The following is a 16830-nucleotide window of genomic DNA, read 5'->3' as shown; positions in this document are numbered from 1 at the left end:
CAGCTGCTACAGATCGCATTAGCGCTTAACTGACTGGCATTATCCACTTGGGAGGCCGTTTTTTTTTGCGGTGTCTGGGCTGACGCTTTCGCGGGCAAGCCCGCTCCCACAGGGATCTTCAGTGCTACATAGATCCAGTGTGGGAGCGGGCTTGCTCGCGAAACAGACGACTCGGTATTTCTCAGGTACGCATCCCGCGCCCGCTGACCAGCAACCGCGCACAACCGAAATACAGCACCACGGTCGCGACCAGCATGAAGGCGATCGCCACGCTGATGCGGATATCCGATACGCCGAGGATGCCGTAACGGAATGCGTTGACCATGTGCAGCACCGGGTTGGCCAGGGACACGGTCTGCCAGAACGGCGGCAGCAAAGTGATCGAATAGAACACCCCGCCCAGGTAGGTCAGTGGCGTCAGCACGAAAGTCGGGATGATCGAGATGTCATCGAAATTGCGCGCAAACACCGCATTGATGAAACCCAGCAACGAGAAGATCGTCGCGGTCAGCACCACCACCAGAATGGTCACGCCCAGGTGATGCACCTGCAAATGGGTGAAAAACAGCGAAAGCAGGGTCACGATGATCCCCACCATCAACCCGCGCAGTACACCACCCAGGGTATAGCCGATCAGAATGGTGTGCGGCGACAGCGGCGAGACCATCAGTTCTTCAATGGAGCGCTGGAATTTACTGCCGAAGAAACTCGACACCACGTTGCCGTAGGAGTTGGTGATCACCGACATCATGATCAGCCCCGGCACGATGTACTCCATGTAAGTGAAGCCACCCATGTCACCGATTTGCCGACCGATCAGATTACCGAAAATCACGAAGTACAGGACCATGGTGATGGCCGGCGGCAGCAAGGTCTGCGGCCAGATCCGGGTGAAACGCCGGACTTCACGGTAAACGATGGTGTTGAGGGCAACGAGGTTGGGGCGCAGCTCGGAACTCATACCGCCACCTTCGACAGATTTTTCTCCACCAGGGACACGAACAACTCCTCGAGGCGATTGGTTTTGTTACGCAGGCTCAACACTTCGATGTTCTGCTGTGCCAACTGGGTGAACAGCGCGGTGATGCCCATGGACTTGTCCACCTGGACTTCCAGGGTGTGGCTGTCAATCAGCCGGGACGGGTAGCCGAGCAACTGAGGCGCGGCGGGCAGGACGCCCTTGAGGTCCAGCAGGAAGGTTTCGACATGCAGTTGGCTGAGCAACTGACGCATGCTGGTGTTCTCGACGATGGTGCCGTGGTCGATGATGCCGATGTTACGGCACAACTGCTCAGCCTCTTCCAGGTAATGGGTGGTGAGGATGATGGTGATGCCTTTCTGGTTCAGCTCGGTGAGGAAGCTCCACATCGAACGACGCAGCTCGATGTCCACCCCGGCAGTCGGTTCGTCGAGGATCAGCAGGCGCGGCTCATGAACCAGCGCGCGGGCGATCATCAGGCGCCGCTTCATGCCGCCGGACAACGAACGCGACGGCACATCCTTCTTGTCCCACAGGCCGAGTTGGGTCAGGTACTGCTCGGCACGTTCCTTGGCGATTTTCGCCGGGATGCCGTAGTAACCGGCCTGGGTCACGACGATGTCGAAGGTCTTTTCGAACTGGTTGAAGTTGAATTCCTGAGGCACCACGCCGATGGAGCGTTTGAGCTGTGCAGGATTCTTGTCCAGGTCGTGACCGAAGATATTCACCGTGCCGCTGGTCTTGTTCACCAGGGTCGAGAGAATGCCGATGGTCGTGGATTTGCCGGCGCCGTTCGGGCCTAGCAAGGCGAAAAAGTCACCTTCGGCGACATCCAGATCGATACCGTTCAGGGCCTGGAAACCGTTGCCGTAGGTTTTGGTTAGCTGCCGGATGGACAGAGCGGAACTCATATCTGATTTACGCACCAAGATGGGAAAAAAGGTTCAGGTAAGGGCGGGCGGCGCGCATTGCAACCACGTCGCATGAGCGCAATGGTGCTTGTCGCCGCCACACAAGTACAGTCAAGTGTGTCGATAGTGAGTATTAAGTCAACGCGGTCATGACGGCTTTGCGGTACGCCGGACGCTGTTTCAATCGTGCGTACCAGGCCTCCAGATGAGGCTGGGGCGCGCGTTCGATCGGCATCTCGAACCAGGCATAAATAAAACTGCCCAGGGGAATATCGCCCATGCCGATCTCGTCTCCGGACAGGTAGGGTTTGCTTGCCAGAGCCTGATCGGCCATCGCCAGCAGCGTGTCGCATTCCTTGATCGCCGCCTTGATGGCGGGCCAGTCCTGCTGGTCTGCCGGGGTACGTAGCACACCCCAGAACACGGTGCGGAACGGGCCGGCAAAGCTTGAGGTGGTCCAATCCATCCACTTATCGGCAGTGGCGCGAGCCTTTAGATTTTTTGGGTACCAGGCCGTGCCGTCAGCATGCAAGGCCATGAGGTAACGCACGATGGCGTTTGATTCCCACAGCACGAAACCGTCGTCTTCAATGACAGGCACGCGACCATTGGGATTCATGGCGCGGTACTCGGGCGTATCGACGACACCAAAGGCGCCACCGGCATCGATAGCCTCGTAGGCCAGCCCCAGCTCTTCGGCGGCCCACAATGGTTTTCTGACATTCGACGAGTTTTTCCGACCCCAGATCTTCAGCATGACCGCCTCTTTTTCGGTAAGTGGGCAGGCAGCATACGCCGGATCAGGCGCTACTCAAATCGCTCTGCATGTCACCCGACAGCGGTTGCTGCTGCACACCAAACAGGTGCGGATAGCATTTTTCCAGGTGTTCGAAAAAGAACGCTTCAGGTACGTCGGCGAACTGGCCGTGATCGACCAGGTACTCCATCAGCTTCGCGCCATCGCGATTGAATGGATGAAAAACGCTGTCGTTGATCCCGTCGAATTCCAGCGGCGCCACATTGAACAGGTCGCAGAGTTTGCGGTTGAACGCTGGCGTCGCCTTGACCCAGCGATCCTGCAAATAAAACTCGGTGTAGCCGTGCATGGCGAACATGTCGCTCTTGAGCAATTCAAGCAGGCGTGGCGTCGACAAATGATTGCGTACATCCGCCAGGCCGATCCGCGCGGGAATCCCGCAATGCCGCGCTGCACCGGCCAGTAGCGTGGCCTTGGGCACGCAGTAACTCTCCCCGGTCGCCAGCGCATGACTGCCGCGCAGGGTCTGTGGATCGCGACTGAACGTGTACGGGTTGTAGCGCACTGCCTCGCGCACCGCGTAATAGAGATTGATCGCCTGCTCGAGCGGATCGCGACTGGCGCCACGGTGTTTTTCGGCGAACTCCACCACGGACGGATGGTCACTATCGATGAAGCGGCCGGGACTCAGATACTCGTGCATGAGAATAATCTCCTGGGGAAGCCCCGAGTCTAGCGAGAGCTTCAGCACAGAGATAACGACGTTTCGGCCAAACATGGGCGCTTTGCCGCTCGCTCAATGAATGTTTTTCCCACGTGTGCGGCCCATTTGTCGCACGAAAATCATCCGGGGTTTCCCACGATTCCAATCACATCGCTCTGACCAGCCTGTTTTGCGGATGCCGTCTAAGCTCTGTGGGTTGGTTCGCCCTGGTTTCACGGAGGAATGAATATGCTGCTGTTGTGGATACTGGTTCTGCTTGTCGGAATTGCTTATTTAGCCCACCGCCACATCGCCCCGCTGCCCGCCCTGGGTATCGTGGCTGTCTATGTCGTGGCAATGGGCGCTTTCAGCCGCGCTCCGGGCTGGTTATTGCTGGTTTACTGGGTATTGATCGCCGCCGTCGCAGCCCTCCTGCTGTTACCCGACCTGCGCCGCAAATTGTTCAGTGCGCCGATGTTCAACTGGTTCCAGAAAACCCTGCCGCCGATGTCGCAAACCGAACGCGATGCCATCGACGCCGGCACGGTCTGGTGGGACGGTGAGCTGTTCAGTGGCCGTCCGGACTGGAGCAAACTGCTGTCCTATCCCAAAGCGCAATTGAATGAAGAGGAACAGGCCTTCATCGACGGGCCGACCGAAACACTCTGCACCATGGTCAGCGAATGGCAGCTCGGCCAAACCAAGGACCTGCCGCCCGAAGCCTGGACGTTTATCAAGGACAACGGTTTTTTCGCCCTGATCATCCCCAAGGAGTTTGGCGGCAAGGGCTTCTCCGCCTATGCCCACTCGCAAGTGGCGATGAAACTGGCGAGCCACAGCGGCGACCTCGCAACGACCGTGATGGTCCCCAACTCCCTCGGCCCGGCCGAACTGTTGCTGCATTACGGCACCGATGAGCAACGCAATCATTACTTGCCACGCCTGGCGCGCGGCGACGACATCCCGTGCTTTGCCCTTACCGGTCCGCTGGCCGGTTCCGACGCTGGCGGCATGCCGGACTCCGGAGTGATCTGCAAAGGTGAATGGCAGGGCCAGGAAGTCCTCGGCCTGCGCCTGAACTGGGAAAAGCGCTACATCACCCTCGGCCCGGTGGCCACCCTCCTCGGCCTGGCCTTCAAGGCCTACGACCCGGATCACCTGTTGGGCGACAAGGAAGACCTGGGTATCAGCCTCGCGCTGATTCCGACCGACACCGCAGGCGTCGAGATCGGTCGCCGCCACCTGCCCCTGGACGCTGCATTCATGAACGGCCCGAACGCCGGCAAGGATGTGTTCGTCCCGCTGGAATTCCTCATTGGCGGCCAGGAAATGCTTGGCAAAGGCTGGATGATGCTGATGAATTGCCTGTCGGTCGGGCGTTCGATTTCCCTGCCGGCGGTGGGTACCGGCATGGCCAAGTTCACCAGTCTGGTGACGGGCCAATACGCTCAGGTGCGCGAGCAGTTCAATGTGCCGATTGCCGCTTTCGAAGGCATTCAGGAAGCCATGGCGCGCATTGGCGGCAACACCTGGATGATGGACGCCGCCCGCATGCTGACTGCCAATGCGGTCGACCTGGGCGAGAAACCGTCAGTGTTGTCGGCGATTCTCAAGTACCACCTCACCGAACGCGGCCGCGACTGCATCAGCGATGCGATGGACGTGCACGGCGGCAAGGCAATCATCTTGGGTCCGAACAACTATCTCGGTCGCAAATGGAACTGCGCGCCGATCTTCATCACCGTGGAAGGTGCGAACATTCTTTCGCGCAACCTGATGATCTTCGGCCAGGGCGCGATTCGCTGCCATCCCTTCGTCCTCAAGGAAATGGCCCTGGCCAGCCGTGAAGACAAGGATCAGGCGCTCAGAGAATTCGATGACTTGCTGCTCAAGCACATCGGCTTTGCCGTGAGCAACGCCGCCAGTACGCTGGTGTTGAATCTCGGATTCGGGCACCTGGAACACACTCCGGGCGACAGACTCAGCCAGGGTTATTTCCGCGCACTCAATCGTCAGGCCGCGGCTTTCGCCATGCTCGCCGACCTCAGCATGATGCTGCTGGGTGGTGAACTGAAGCGCCGGGAACGTCTGTCCGCACGGCTGGGCGACGTGCTGAGCAACCTCTACCTGGCTTCCGCCGCACTCAAGCGCTACCACGATCTCGACTCACCGCAGTACATGACACCACTGCTGGCCTGGGCCATGGAGGAAAGCCTGGGTCAGGCCGAGCGTGCCATGGATGAACTGCTGAGCAACTTCCCGAACAAAGTCGTGGGCTGCCTGTTGCGGGTGATCGTGTTCCCGTTCGGTCGCCGGCACAAAGGGCCATCGGACAAACTGGGTGCCGAAGTCGCTGCATTGATTGGCCGCGCCAAGGGCGACCCGGCCCTGGAGGAATTGCTCCAGGGTTGCTATCGCCCTCAAGCGAGCGACGATCCGGTCGGTGCATTGCAACACGCCTGCAATCTGTTGAGCGCCGCACAGCCATTGCAGAAAAAGCTGCATGTGGCACTCAAGAGTGGTCAGGTCAAACCGCTGGCCGGCGAGTCGGTGATCGATGCCGCCCTCGAGGCTGGCGTGTTGCAGCCGATGGAAGCCCAAACCCTGCGTGAAGCCGAAGCGGCCCGGCGCAAGGTGATCGACGTCGATGACTTTGACCAAAAGGCTTTGGCGCTGGCCAAGGGAAAAGTCCGCTAATCCCTTCTAGCATGTAAAAACGGGCGCGGGCGCTTTATACTCCTGCGCCCGTTTTGCTCTTGAGGACTTATCTCGTGTCCAACATCGTTGCCGATCATCTCGTTTTACTCGACCACCTGCGCAGCATCCTGGTCGCCGTAGGTGAGGCCGAGCAGGTTCCCGAAGAAAGCCATGCCTTGTTCCTTGAGCGCTTCGACGAATTGCTGGCGTCACTGCCGATCGATCCGATCGAAAGCCAATACCTGGGCCAGGACATCCTGACTCAAGTCATTTCCCGTTATCCGCAAATCGCCCATCTGATTCCACGGGATCTGCTGTGGTATTTCGCCGGTGATTGCCTGCACTACTTGTCCGATGAAGAGATCGACCTGTATCAGGCACTGGAAGAGCGTCGCTTCGAAGCCGAACAGAACGACGAACCTTTCGACTGGAACCAGGAAAAACAGCTGCTGGCGTTGTCGAACCAGGACAGCAAGCACTGATCGTCAATCAGTGATGCCAAAGGCCCGCATGCTTAAGCATGCGGGCCTTTTTTGTTTATTGCCTTCAGCGCACCCCGTCAACATCAGGCAAGCCCACTGCGCTGCGCCCCTGCCCACCCGCCTATCTCCAGCCTTTGCACCAATGCTTTTCTTTAAATTCATGGCACTTTGGTTTGATTGAACTACCTTCAAACAATAAGAAGTCATGACGGCTTGATTTTCCACGTCAGCTTCAGTGATCAGTCAGCGAATTGGCAAAAGGAGTTACCTCACCATGATCCTGGCAGGCGTTTTCCGGCTCTGTACCTTCATTGCCGACTACTTTGCGGGGGAACCAGGTCGACCCATAGGCGCAAGTCTCGCTCTGACGGGCAGTCCAGGTATCCGGATCACTCAAAACCGTTTTTGCAAAGGTCGCTCGCTGTCCAGCCCGGTCCGCGAATTGCACCCGCTCGTGTGTAGCACGCAAGGAATAACGCCGGGGCCCTGGATAAGTGGTCTGGCGCATTGTGGGGGATAGCCCATCCCCGTGAAGTGATCCGAGACAACTCAGTCCGCCTAAAGACGGCCTATCCAGTGAGGATGTACTTAATGAGCTTTCGTACCGAGCCCGCGTTCAAGCGAATTATCCATGGCCTGTTCTGGATGGGCCTCAGCGTGGATGCGGCTCAGGCCGCGCCGGCCAATTGCCCGCAACTGGACAATTGGCCGACAACGTACGAGGTCGGTCAGGGGCTGCAGAGTGAACTGCGCAGCCCCGTTCCGGTAACGCAACTGGCGGTGGGTGACCCGAAAATTGCCGACGTGCAACCCAGCGGCAGCAACGCGTTCATACTCACGGGCCTTGCACCGGGGACCACCAGCCTGATGGTCTGGACCGCCTGTTCGAAAACGCCGCGCCAAAGCATGGTGTTCGTCAAGGGTAAAGCCACGGCGGCGCTGACCAGCGTGCCATCGGTGCCTTCCGACGACCCGCTGCTGCCGAGCCAGGTGCAGACCGATATCCGCTTCGTTGAAGTCAGCCGGACCAAGCTCAAGGAAGCCTCCGCCTCGATTTTCGGCATCCGCGGCAACTTCCTGTTCGGTTCGCCGAGAACCTTGCCCACCATCGGCGGCATTGTCACGCCGGTGATACCGGTGAATAACAACAACTTCAACCTCACCTTTGCTACCGGCAGTACCATCGTGGCGCTCAACGCGCTGGAAGGCAGCGGTTTCGCCTACACCCTGGCGCGGCCAAGCCTGGTAGCGCTCAGCGGGCAGAGTGCGAGCTTCCTGGCCGGCGGTGAAATACCGATTCCGGTGCCCAGTTCAGGCAGCAATAATATTTTCATCGAGTACAAGGAGTTCGGTATCCGCCTGACCCTGACACCAACCATCGTCGGGAAAAACCGTATCGCACTGAAGGTGGCGCCGGAAGTCAGCGAACTGGACTTCACCAACGCCGTGAGCATCGCCGGCACGGTCGTCCCGGCCCTGACCGTGCGCCGTACCGATACCAGCATCTCCCTGGCCGACGGTGAAAGCTTCGTCATCAGCGGCCTGATCAGCTCCCACAACGATTCCCAGGTGAACAAGTTTCCGGGGCTGGGCGATATCCCGATTCTGGGCGCATTTTTCCGCGACAACACCATCAATCGTGAAGAGCGCGAACTGCTGATGATCGTCACCCCGCATCTGGTCCAGCCACTGGCTGCCAATGCACAACTGCCGTCATTGCCTGGTGAGCAACTGCGCAATTACGATCCGAACTTCTACCGCATGTTCTTCCTGGAAAATGGCGACTTCGACAGTCTCAGCGGGCTCTCGCAATGAACCGGAGCCTGAACCGGACTTATCTCGCCTTCACTCATAACGGTGAATTTGAACGCTTGCCGGGCCAGCCTTATTGCCATTGGCCAGGCGTTCAACGTGTTGTAGCCAGGGGACATACAATGAAAGCAGTCATTGCAATAGCGGCGACATTAATGCTCGCAGGTTGTGCCAGCAATGGCCTGTCTTCGCGACCGGCCAGCTGTGCCAAGCCCGGTTCGGAGCAAGAACTGTCCCTGAACCTGGCCGACAATATGGCCGAAGAAGGCCGTTTGTATGCCAGCCTGGCGAATCTGGAAGGCTTGCCCGATAACCTGGTCCAGGTTCGCCTGCGCAAGGCTCGGGTGCTGCGCCTGATGGGGCGTAGCAATGACGCGCAGCCGTTGTACGAAAGCTTGCTCGGCACCTGTCTGGCGGCTGAAGGGGAACATGGCCTGGGCCAGTTGGCCGCCGCCAGGAATGACAACGCCACCGCTGCCACTCACCTTGAGCGTGCGGTGAAGATGGCCCCCACCGACGAAAGAATGCGAAATGACCTGGGGGTCGTTTACCTCAATCAGCGACGGATCCCTGAAGCACGCTTTGAATTCATGACCGCCATGGAGCTCAAGCAGGCAAATACACTGGCGGCACTCAACATGGTGACGTTGCTGATCTACCAGGATAACTGGAAGGCGGCGGCCGAGCTCGTGACCCGCGCCGACTTGAACCCCAAGCAAGTCGCAGAGGCCCAAACCCGCGCGGAAAAACTCAAGGCCTCTGCCAAAAAAGTGGTGGCTACCGATGGGAATCGCAAGACTGAGGTAGCCGATGCCTCTACCAGTGCGAACAAGTAGAACGTACGAGGAGTCGAGATGAATACCAAAAGGCTGTTGATCGTGTGCATGGCTTGCCTGTCCACCACTGCCTGGGCTATTGAGCCGGGCCCCTCTTCGCCCTATCAACAAGGCACCGAACAGTGGTTGCAGCTGCAGATTCGCGGGGTGGTTGCCTCCCGTATAGTGCAAACCGCTTCGGCCACCGAGCGTGACCTGGCCATGCAGCGCTGGCTGAATAGCTTCAGCTACCCGATTCCGCAATATTTTGACCAGGATGCAGCGGGACAAATGACCATCGGCAACGGCAACTGAGGCCGGTAGATGGATGATCAACCTCTGACGTAGTCCGCAGTGGCCTGGCTGCAAAGCCGGGCTTGATGTCGTGTGCGGGAAGAGTGGTATTTACACATTATCCAATCCTGGCCGGATTACCCCGGAGCAGAGGTATGGATTCAAGGCAGGAAAGTGCAGATCAGGCTCGGGCGGCAAGGCCATCGCACTCGACAGCCTCCAGCCGTTTTATCTCACCCGAATGCTCTGAGTACCCCGATCATGGCCGGACCGATAGCGACCAGAAAGAAGCTCGGCCATAGACAGAAAATCAGTGGAAATACCAGCTTGGTGCCGATTTTTGCCCCCATCTCTTCGGCGGCCTGCGTACGCCGATCGCGGAATTCATCGGCGTAGATGCGCAAGGTCTCGGCCACGCTGGTACCAAAGCGGATACTCTGCGCCAACAGGCTGACCAGTCCTTGTACGTCTTCCAGGCCAGTGCGTACGGCCAGTTGCTTGAGCGCCTCGGTACTGGAAATACCCGCACGGATTTGCGCATTGACCAGGGCCAGTTCTTCAGCCAGTTCGACCTGACTGACCGACATCTCTTCAGCCACCCGTTCGATGGTCGTGGGCAGGGCCAGGCCCGACTCCACGCACACCACCATCAGATCCAGCGCATCCGGAAACGCGGCACGCAACCGACCTTGCCGCAACTGCTTGCGCTTGGCGACATACAGTGCTGGCAGCAACCATCCGATAGCGGCCACCATGAACACCAACAGCAGCCCCATGATCAGGGAAACCTTGGGAATCAGCGGCAACGCCAGCAACGCAATACCGATCAATAACAGCGGCAAAATCAAGCGCACGGCCCAGTACATCTGCACCGCCGACGAGGAACGGTACCCCGCATGCATCAACAAAGTCTGAGTGACGGACGCTTGAGCCGTTTCGGCAGAAGCAAAGCGCTGGCCGACCCGCTCCAGCAACAGTTGCAGATTACCCGGAGCTTCCTGCCCGGCCGTGTTGCCTAAATGACCACGCTTGATCAGCGCCAGGCGACGCTGCACCGGATCCTGAAGTCCCATCATCAGCAAGATCACGGCGACAACCGCAAGCACCGTACTCAGACCGATCGCACCAAGGAACAACAGGCGCGCCATCTCCTCGTTCCCCGTGACTCGATTGAACAACCCGAGCAAAAAGTCCATGACCTGTACCTCCCGGTAGCGAACACCGCTTAAACCTGAATCCGGATGATTTTGCGTATCCAGAAAATCCCGATCAACATGGCGCCAAACGCACCGATGATCATCTTGTGGCCTATGGGATCATTCATCAGCACAGGCATGTAACTGGGGCTGGTGAGTACGATCGCGATCGCCAGCACGAAGGGAATGGCCACCAGTATCCAGGCCGACATCCTCCCTTCGGCCGACAGGGTCTTGACCTTGCGCTGGAAACGAAAACGCCCGCGGATCAGACGACTCAGGCGCTCCAGCACTTCTGTCAGATTGCCGCCGGTCTCGCGATGGATGAGGATCGAGGTCACCAGCATCATCACCGTCATGCTCGGCATACGTTCCAGCAGGCCGAGCATGGCCCGGCGCACATCGTTGCCATAGTTGATATCGGCGAAGGTCAGGCCGAACTCCTGAGCGACCGGCCCCTTGTGCTCCTCGGCCACCAGGCGCAGGGTTTCGTTGAATGGGTGCCCGGCGCGCAAAGCGCGGCATATGGCATCCAGCGCATCCGGCAGGCCTTCTTCGAACGCAGCGAAACGCTTGCCACGGTCGCGAGAGATTTTCAGCAGTGGTACCCAGAACACTCCGAAGCCGGTCAGCAGCGCCATCCACCAGACTGACGAGATCATCCAGATCGAGATGCCTGCACAGGCGCCCAGGAACAGCCCGAGCAACAGCACCCGATAAGCACGATATTCATGGCCGGATTGCTCGATCACCTGTGTCAGGTTCGCCATAAAGGGCAACTGCTCGAGCATGGCCTCCAGTGGCGACAAGCGCGTCAGGTATTTCTGTCGCAACACCGTCTGCATATTGGGCAGATTGTTGGCCTTCTCCATTACATGCAGGCGGCCACGGATGCGCTTGCGCATCTTGCCAGCCTCGCCGAACACCGGCACCGCCACCCCTTGGGACAGGAGGAACACGGCAATAAACACCATGCCGAGGAACATCAGAATGAATTCACCAGGAACCTGGTTCATGACTGCCGTGCCTCCATCCACTCAGGCCTGAACATCGTCAGCGGCAACTCGATGCCGCGTTTGGCCAGCACATCGCGGAAGGCGGGGATCATGCCGCTGGGCCGATAATCACCCAGCACTTCACCGTTTTCGCCCATACCATGGCGCGCGAAGGAGAAGATTTCGGTCATGGTGATGATCTCGCCTTCCATGCCGTTGATCTCCTGCACGCTGACCAGGCGGCGCTTGCCGTCTTCCTGGCGTTCCAGCTGGATCACCACATCGATGGCCGAAGCGATCTGCTGACGCATGGCCTTGATCGGGAAGGTCGCCCCGGTCATCGACACCATGTTCTCGACCCGCCCCAACGCATCGCGCGCGGTGTTGGCGTGGATCGTGGTCAGCGAGCCGTCGTGGCCAGTGTTCATCGCGGTCAGCATGTCCAGCGCCTCGACTCCGCGCACTTCGCCGATCACGATACGGTCAGGACGCATCCGCAGGCTGTTACGCACTAACTCCCGCTGGCTCACCTCGCCACGTCCTTCGATATTCGAAGGCCGGGTTTCCAGGCGCACCACATGGGGCTGCTGCAGTTGCAGTTCGGCCGAGTCTTCGATGGTGACGATCCGCTCGTTGTGCGGAATGAAGCTGGACAGCACATTGAGCATGGTGGTCTTGCCGCTGCCGGTACCGCCGGAAATCAGCACGTTCAAGCGCCCACGGACAATCGCCTTGAGCAGCAGGGCAATGGCCGGGGTCAACGTCCCCACCTGGATCAAACTGTCGGTATTGAGCAGGTCCACCGCAAAGCGCCGGATCGACATGCTCGGGCCGTCGATGGCCAGCGGCGGGATAACCGCGTTGACCCGCGAACCGTCCTTGAGCCGGGCGTCCACCAACGGCGAGGACTCGTCGATACGCCGCCCCAGGCTGGAGACGATGCGGTCGATGATGTTGAGCAAATGCTGATCATCGCGAAAGCGCACATCGGTGCGTTGCAGTTTGCCGAAGCGCTCGACATAGACCGAGGCATGGCCGTTGACCAGAATGTCGGACACGCTGTGGTCAGCCAGCAACGGTTCCAGAGGGCCGAGGCCGAGCACCTCGTCGGTGATCTGCTTGATGATCAACTGGCGGCTGGAAGTACTCACCGGTGCCGAATGCTCATCGAGCAGGCGCTGGCAGATGTCGCGAATCTGCCGCGTGGCCTCAGCCTGTTCAAGGGAGTCCAGCAAGGACAGGTCCATGACCTTGAGCAACTGCTGGTAGATCTTTTCCCGCCACTCGGCCTCCACCGGGGTGACCTGGCTTTTGGTTTCGTAAAGAACGTCCGGCGTTGCGCGCTCCCACGCCATTATTTCCTCTGCCGGATCCAGCAGGTCGTCACCCGGCTGGCCTGCCGACGATGGGGCGGGTTTACCGGCCTGTTTGCGCAAGCGGTTACGGAAGTCGCTGATCATGGGTCACCCCCCGAAAAAACGGTTGAAGGCGCGTTTGAGCACGCCTTTGTTTCCAGCCATCTGCTTGCCGACCAGTTCCTCGGCCACATTGCGCAGGGCAACGGTGATCGCCGCCCTCGGTGCATGCAGACCCAACGGCACGCCAGTGTTCTGACTCTGGCTGACCAGGTTGAAGTCATTAGGTAATTTCGACAGATTCGTGCAGCGCAGCGCCTCACCGACATCTTTGAGGCTGACCGCTGCCCCCTTGTCATAGCGGTTGACCACTATCTGCAATTGATCTCCACGCACGCCCAGGTCGTCACGAAGAATCCGCACAAGGGCACTGGCATCCCGCAGATGGCTGACGCTCTGCTGCACCACCACGTACACCCGATCCACCTGTTCCAGCACAGAGCCGGTGAGGTGGTCGATTTGCCGTGGCAGATCAATCACTACCCAGTCATAGCTGGCGCGGGCCAACTGCATCAGGGTGTCAAGTTGTTCGGGTTGGGCATCCTGCGGCAGACACAGCTCACCGGCCCGGCCACCCAGCACATGCAAGGTCGGGCTGAAGTGGCTGCAAAAACCGCGTAACGCGACGCTGTCCATGCCGTCGATCTGATGCAACACCTCCAGATGGCTGTGCGTCTGCGCCACATCCAGGTAATGCGTCACGCTGCCAAATTGCAGGTCCATATCCAGCAACAGGGTACTGCCACCCTTCATGCTGAGCTGCTGGGCCAGGTTGCAAGCCAGCATGGTGCCGCCGGATCCGCCCTTGGCGCTGATCACGGCGAGCAATTTCCCGACTGTCCCACTGCCGGTCCGAACCTCCATGACCAGCCGATTCAAGGCGGCGACCAGCTCCGTCTCGGCGACGGGCTCCGGCAACACGTCACGGGCACCGGCCTGCATCGCCAGGCGCATGCCTTCCTGTTCGCTCAACAGTCCGCACACCAACATCGGCGGACGCTCATGGGCCGGGCGCTGCAACAGTGCCGCCAGCTCCTCGCGCCACAGGTGGCTGACGCGCAACAGCAGCAGATCGGGCATCCGGTCCAGACCGTAGAGCGGGTCGACATGCCCATTGCTAACCAGGCGAGTGCTCACCTCCAGGCTGGGCATGCGTTGGCAGACGCTCTGCAGGTCGCGCAACGACGTGGCATCACGGCTGCTGATCAGCAACCTGAGCCCGGCTTTGCCGGTCGAACTGGAAAGTGGGGTGTCCCTGGTATTCAGCATGGCGTGATCTCCCCGGAATCGGAATGACGCCCAAGGCTTTCACGTGGCAACGTTGCCCTGAATGCGGGCAAGGTAATGGGCACGCCAAACCCGGGAATGAATAGATTGAAAACGAAGTTCTGCAGACTCAACTGGACATAGCGGATGGCACGGAAACCATTGACGCTGACCAGGTCAGCGGGGTTGGCCACCTGAGCGCCATTTACGTCCAGATAGGTCAACGTCAGATTGGTGGTGGCCAGATTGCCGATCAGCTGGCTCGTACCTGCGTCGGTCGCGGCATTGAAGATCGCCCGCCGCAACACCACCGGATCGCTGATATTGCACACCGCTGCCAGGCGCGTACCTCGCCGTACGGCTTCATCCAGCGCATTGACCGTGAAGTACAGGCGGCCCATTTCCAACACGCCGAACAACAGCGTGAACATCAGCAGACCAACGATGGCGAACTCCACCGTATAGATGCCGCGCATGTGTTTTCTGTTCATCACAGGGCCCTCATCACGGTAGTGGCCACCAGCGGAATGCTCAGTGCAATCTGATTACCAAAAAAACCGGGCAGCGATCCGGCGCAATTGCCAGCGCCAATCACCGGGCAGAACGTGTAAGTGATGGTGACCCGCACATGGTCGGTGCCTACTGCGGCGACGACCACGTTGCCAGTCGTCAGCCCTGACACCACAGCGGTCCCGGTGTTGGCAGGCACGCCATATACCGCAACGTTTTTCGTCTGGGTCAGTAGCGTATTGCTCAGAGCGACAGTACCCAGCGTCGAGTTCCAGGCCTGGCTGGCAACGAAACGGTCGGCATCGCGGCTGGCCTGCAGCAACACGTTGTACTGATAGAGCATGCGGCCGAATTCACCGAAAGCCAGTAACAGCAACAGCAACACCGGCAGGACCAGGGTGAACTCCACCATGGCCAGGCCTTGCTGGTGCAGCGGATGTTTAAATCCGTGAAGTCTCATGACGCCTCCTATGAGTCAGTGCTCGGAGTGCCGCTGCCGGTGAGATAGGTTTTGTAGAGCTGGATGATCTGTGGGCCGGTATCGGTTGACGGCGAGGGGCCGGCAACGTTGTCGCCTTCGCACTCCTTCACGAACTGGCCGAAAATCTGCGCGTCCCCGCCACCGCCATCCATTGGCTGCACCACGAAATAGCAGCCAAAACCGAGGACGGGGATCGAGGTTGCACCATTATTTTTCCCGGAGCAGTCGCCCACCACGATTTTCAGCATCCGGCGTTCGAACACCCCGTGGCTCTCACAGCCGCTGCCGGACCCTGCCACGCACGCGGCAGTGCTGGTACGCCAGTCGTTGTAGTCAAATATCGCGTTAGCGCCCGCCGTTAGATTGCCATTGCTCGAGGTGACGATTTGCCCCTTGTACTTATTTTGTGGAGGGTTGACTGAGTCGTCTAAAGTGATCGCGGGGTTGCTGGACGTGGTCACCAGGTCCGGCGGATAGTCCGAGGCACTGACCGGGCCGTTGTAGATGCCGAAGCGTGTATTCAGGCCTTGAGACGCGGGGCCGACCTTGTTGCCAGGGGCGGTATCGACATTTTGCCCCACATTGCGGCAGACGGAGCCACCTCCGGCCAGATCCTCCCTGACCGTACTGCCGCCCGAGCCAAAGTCGAGCAACTGAAAATTGCCAGGACCAATGGGAGAGGAGTTACCGGCAGCCGACTTCAAAACCTGCAAATCACCAAATTGAAAGCCCCAGAACATGCCGGCGCCCGGGTTGTATTTAGTCGGGTCGCCACAAACCATCAAAGGTGCGAGATCGCACGGGCTGGTAGGGCTGGGGCCAGCGGTGGCGATCGCCGCCACCGCCTTGTTCCCCAGAGCACCTAATGACTGGGCGAAGTTCCAGAAAAATCCCGTCAGGCTATAGTTCGATACCGATACCCGAACGTACTTGGCATTCGCCGGCCCTGGATAAGAGAACGGGCCATAGACGCTGCTTGCCAGTTCCACCACGGCAAATGCAGCTGCGTTGCCGCCGACAGCCGTGGCCAATTCATTGTTGCCCGTGGCATTGGCATTTTGCGTTAGCGTATTGAGTGCAGCGGTCCGTGTCGTGCTGGCACTGTTGGCGCCACCCGCCACCTGACTCAGGGTCTTGGCGCCACTCAGAGCGGCGGCATCCACCGCATTCTGCAGGCGCGTTTTGTTCAGCAGCATATGCCCGCCGTCCAAAGCCAACGCCGCCATCATGGCCATCGCCGCCAACGCGAGCACCATCATTACACTCACCGATCCTTCCTGGCGCCTTGGCGTCGAAGTGAACGGCCGCTGAATACGAAGATTCATCATCAAGCCCTCGATTGCCGATACCGATCCGGATCGGCTGCGCCAATACCGTGGTGCCCAGGCACCTGTTGCGCCCTGTCAGCGAATTCTGACTACATTGGCCTCGATCCCGCGGATAATCGTGACGGCTCTGCCACTCTCTCCGTTACCACGCGGCACTACGCGTTTTGGCTCTGTGGCGGTAGCCACCGC

The 16830-nt window shown here is 59.3% G+C and carries 16 protein-coding genes and 1 pseudogene; 5 read left to right on the top strand and 12 right to left on the bottom strand.

What is annotated here, in order from left to right; all coding sequences use genetic code 11:
• Window positions 1–181: 181 nt before the first annotated feature.
• The 4 genes from PMI28_RS03250 to PMI28_RS03265 form a co-directional block, all read right to left on the bottom strand.
• A complete protein-coding gene (locus PMI28_RS03250) occupies window positions 182–961 on the bottom strand; it encodes an ABC transporter permease (protein WP_007991638.1) in 780 nt (259 codons plus the stop codon).
• Window positions 958–1890: an ABC transporter ATP-binding protein gene (locus PMI28_RS03255; RefSeq protein WP_007991636.1), complete on the bottom strand. Its 933-nt coding sequence runs from the start codon at window positions 1888–1890 to the stop codon at window positions 958–960. The genes PMI28_RS03250 and PMI28_RS03255 overlap by 4 nt, the downstream gene beginning before the upstream one ends.
• Window positions 1891–2023: 133 nt before the next feature.
• A complete protein-coding gene (locus PMI28_RS03260) occupies window positions 2024–2647 on the bottom strand; it encodes a glutathione S-transferase family protein (RefSeq protein ID WP_007991634.1) in 624 nt (207 codons plus the stop codon).
• 43 nt (window positions 2648–2690) lie between these two features.
• A complete protein-coding gene (locus PMI28_RS03265) occupies window positions 2691–3350 on the bottom strand; it encodes a transglutaminase-like domain-containing protein (protein WP_007991632.1) in 660 nt (219 codons plus the stop codon).
• A 249-nt stretch (window positions 3351–3599) separates the two neighbouring features.
• Here PMI28_RS03265 and PMI28_RS03270 point away from each other — a divergent pair, with 249 nt between their 5' ends.
• The 5 genes from PMI28_RS03270 to PMI28_RS0128915 all read left to right on the top strand — a co-directional run bounded on the left by PMI28_RS03270 (window position 3600) and on the right by PMI28_RS0128915 (window position 9471).
• Window positions 3600–6047, top strand: a complete 2448-nt coding sequence (locus PMI28_RS03270) for an acyl-CoA dehydrogenase (protein ID WP_007991631.1) — start codon at window positions 3600–3602, stop codon at window positions 6045–6047.
• Between the two features lie 74 nt (window positions 6048–6121).
• Window positions 6122–6529 carry a PA2817 family protein gene (locus tag PMI28_RS03275; protein WP_007991629.1) on the top strand — a complete coding sequence of 136 codons (408 nt, stop codon included), beginning with the start codon at window positions 6122–6124 and terminating at the stop codon, window positions 6527–6529.
• Window positions 6530–7120: 591 nt separating this feature from the next.
• Window positions 7121–8344, top strand: a complete 1224-nt coding sequence (locus tag PMI28_RS03280; protein ID WP_007991625.1) for a type II and III secretion system protein family protein — start codon at window positions 7121–7123, stop codon at window positions 8342–8344.
• Between the two features lie 119 nt (window positions 8345–8463).
• Complete coding sequence (locus PMI28_RS03285) at window positions 8464–9177, top strand: tetratricopeptide repeat protein (protein WP_007991623.1); 714 nt, start codon at window positions 8464–8466, stop codon at window positions 9175–9177.
• Window positions 9178–9195: 18 nt separating this feature from the next.
• On the top strand, window positions 9196–9471 hold the full coding sequence (locus tag PMI28_RS0128915) for a DUF3613 domain-containing protein (protein ID WP_033063587.1): 276 nt from the start codon (window positions 9196–9198) through the stop codon (window positions 9469–9471).
• Between the two features lie 212 nt (window positions 9472–9683).
• Here the strand turns inward: PMI28_RS0128915 and PMI28_RS03290 are convergent, their stop codons facing one another.
• From PMI28_RS03290 to PMI28_RS31730, 8 genes and pseudogenes are all read right to left on the bottom strand, one after another.
• The gene (locus PMI28_RS03290) at window positions 9684–10646 is read right to left on the bottom strand and encodes a type II secretion system F family protein (protein WP_007991621.1); all 963 of its coding nucleotides are present in this window, start codon (window positions 10644–10646) and stop codon (window positions 9684–9686) included.
• Window positions 10647–10675: 29 nt separating this feature from the next.
• Window positions 10676–11662 (bottom strand): type II secretion system F family protein, encoded by a 987-nt coding sequence (locus tag PMI28_RS03295; RefSeq protein ID WP_007991618.1) that lies wholly within the window; start codon window positions 11660–11662, stop codon window positions 10676–10678.
• Window positions 11659–13101, bottom strand: a complete 1443-nt coding sequence (locus PMI28_RS03300) for a CpaF family protein (protein ID WP_007991616.1) — start codon at window positions 13099–13101, stop codon at window positions 11659–11661. Before PMI28_RS03300 ends, PMI28_RS03295 begins: the two co-directional genes overlap by 4 nt.
• Window positions 13102–13104: 3 nt before the next feature.
• Window positions 13105–14325, bottom strand: a complete 1221-nt coding sequence (locus PMI28_RS03305) for an AAA family ATPase (protein WP_007991615.1) — start codon at window positions 14323–14325, stop codon at window positions 13105–13107.
• Window positions 14319–14813 (bottom strand): TadE/TadG family type IV pilus assembly protein, encoded by a 495-nt coding sequence (locus tag PMI28_RS03310; protein WP_007991613.1) that lies wholly within the window; start codon window positions 14811–14813, stop codon window positions 14319–14321. The genes PMI28_RS03305 and PMI28_RS03310 overlap by 7 nt, the downstream gene beginning before the upstream one ends.
• A complete protein-coding gene (locus PMI28_RS03315) occupies window positions 14813–15292 on the bottom strand; it encodes a TadE/TadG family type IV pilus assembly protein (protein ID WP_007991611.1) in 480 nt (159 codons plus the stop codon). The genes PMI28_RS03310 and PMI28_RS03315 overlap by 1 nt, the downstream gene beginning before the upstream one ends.
• Before the next feature lie 8 nt (window positions 15293–15300).
• Window positions 15301–16641, bottom strand: coding sequence for a Tad domain-containing protein (locus PMI28_RS03320; protein ID WP_007991609.1), 1341 nt, complete (start codon window positions 16639–16641; stop codon window positions 15301–15303).
• A gap of 75 nt (window positions 16642–16716) precedes the next feature.
• Window positions 16717–16830 (bottom strand): annotated as a pseudogene (locus PMI28_RS31730) (Flp pilus assembly protein CpaB); the annotation flags it as partial.

Origin of the sequence: Pseudomonas sp. GM48 (assembly GCF_000282335.1) — a bacterium.
Lineage (GTDB): Bacteria > Pseudomonadota > Gammaproteobacteria > Pseudomonadales > Pseudomonadaceae > Aquipseudomonas.
This window is presented reverse-complemented; position numbering and strand designations above follow the sequence as displayed.